This window comes from Dyadobacter sp. (assembly GCF_051859145.1).
Lineage (GTDB): Bacteria > Bacteroidota > Bacteroidia > Cytophagales > Spirosomataceae > Dyadobacter.
This window is the reverse complement of the sequence record NZ_JBHYGF010000206.1, coordinates 5,455-7,510: the sequence shown is the minus strand read 5'-3', so window position 1 is coordinate 7,510 and position 2,056 is coordinate 5,455. Positions and strand designations below refer to the sequence as shown.

Below are 2,056 nucleotides of genomic sequence, written 5' to 3'. Positions count from 1 at the left end.
CCACTACCTCCCGCTCGTTGATAAACTCCCAGCTTCCCGATCCATTGTACACGCCCAGCAACAGGCTCTTATCCGCATTAGATGGAAATTGAAAACGGAAAATCCCCGTTTTTTTGCCGGGTACATAAGACACGGTTACTTCATCATCTACAAAATACGTAGAGTAAAACCAGGGCCGGATCGTTTCGAGATCGTGGTCGTAAGCCAGCTTTTTATCCCAGCTTTTTGCATTCACATCGCCTATTATAGCTTTGATGGAAAATGCTTCCCCGAGCCGGTGGGACACAATGGTCAATGGAAAACTGGAAATCTGATCGTCGAGGTAATTGGCGCGGATCGGCGCCATTCTGATCATCTGATTAGGAAGCTGAACAGTTGGACGTGTAGATTCGAGCAGCTGCCCAACGTTACCAATGCGGGGATCTATATATTGGAGATTGCCGGCGCCTGCTTCCGGATTTTTCTTCTGCGCTTGAAGCGGGAAAAAGGGTAACAGCGCAAAAGCGAGAAGGCCAAACTGTTTAATCAGCATAAATTCATTTAAATTTAAATAATAATGCAAATTCGTTCCCCGGAACGAACGCGACGGCTTTTTTGAGAAGCGAATTAAGTAAATCGCACTTAAAAAAAGCTTAATATTTGCTTAACAGCTCCTGTATAACCCGCTTTTCGAGATTTATTTGAAAACCCTTTTCCACTTCATAAGACACACTTGGACTACCCACAGAAGAACCACGCTTTGCTGCGTTTTTCTGCTGCTTACCTGCTTTTCAAATCCGGCAGTCTTCGCACAGGGGCAGGCTTACGCGCTTGGTTTTGAGAGTTTCGAATCGGTGCAGGATAAGCGCACAGGACTGGACCTGAGTCCGGGAAGTAATTTTTGTTTTAAGGAAGATTTTGAGCTTTCGTTCGAACTCTCATTCCTGCCGGACAAGAAGAACTATTTCGGCTACATTGTCCGCCTGATTGACGACAACAACCGCAACATTGACATTCTGTACGATAATTCGGACGCAGTAACCCAGCATTTCAAGGTAGTTATCGGGGATCGTTTTTCAACCATTGCATTCAACATACCCGAGCAGGATCTTTTTCAGAAATGGAACCGGATCCGCCTGATTTACAGCAGCAGCCAGAAAGAAATCCGGCTGATTTCCGGCACGAGGACGTTCAGGCACGCTTTGGCAGTCAATCCGACATCCTGCTTCAAAATTCTCTTCGGCGCCACGCAGTACAAGAACTTCAACACAACAGACGTGCCCCCGATGAAAATCCGGAACGTGCAGCTCACCGACAATGGCGCGCTCAAATACCACTGGCCGCTGGATGAAATGAAGGAAAGCAAGGCGGGTGAAATGGTAAGCCACAAGGACGGACTGGCTACCAACCCGCTATGGATCAAAAAAATGCATCACGACTGGCAGCCGCTGCGCACTTTCACATTGCAGGGACCGGCCCGGGTTACCTGTGACCAGGAATCGGGGACGGTGTTTCTGGTGGGCGAAGATACGCTCGTCAGCTACCGGGTGGCCACAGAGGCAGTTAGCTACCGCTCCTATCCTGCTCAGTCACTTTTTATGGATAACCAGGTGCTGTTTGACAAGTCGAAGAACCGCATTTTCAACCTTTTTATCAATGAAAAACAGGTTACTTCATTCGATCTGAAAACAGGTACCTGGGACCGGAATGTGGCCGATTCGTCACAAAAAACGCATTTCCTTCACGCCAATAAATTCTTCAACCCGCTGGATTCGTCTATTTATATGCTGGGCGGCTACGGGCATTTGGAATACAAAGCCAACATGCAAAAGTATGATCTGAAAAGCAGCAGCTGGACTGATCTTACGAAGAGAGATACCGTGTTCAATCCCAGGTACCTGGCTGCTTTGGGGCGTACAAAAAGCGGGGCTTACCTGATTGGCGGCTATGGAAGTACTACCGGCAAGCAGGTGCTCAACCCGCGTAACTGGTATGATCTGCTGTATTTCAATGTGCGCGATCAATCGTTCAGGCGGATTTACCAGCTCCCCACGCCTGGTGAGGATTTTGTATTTGC

Annotated in this window: 2 pseudogenes; one reads left to right on the top strand and one right to left on the bottom strand. The window is 48.1% G+C overall.

Annotation, left to right across the window (positions count from 1 at the left end):
* Window positions 1–532, bottom strand: a pseudogene (locus ACTIE6_RS13085) (GH92 family glycosyl hydrolase); the annotation flags it as partial.
* 148 nt (window positions 533–680) lie between these two features.
* Here ACTIE6_RS13085 and ACTIE6_RS13080 point away from each other — a divergent pair.
* Window positions 681–2,056: pseudogene (locus tag ACTIE6_RS13080) on the top strand (galactose oxidase); the annotation flags it as partial.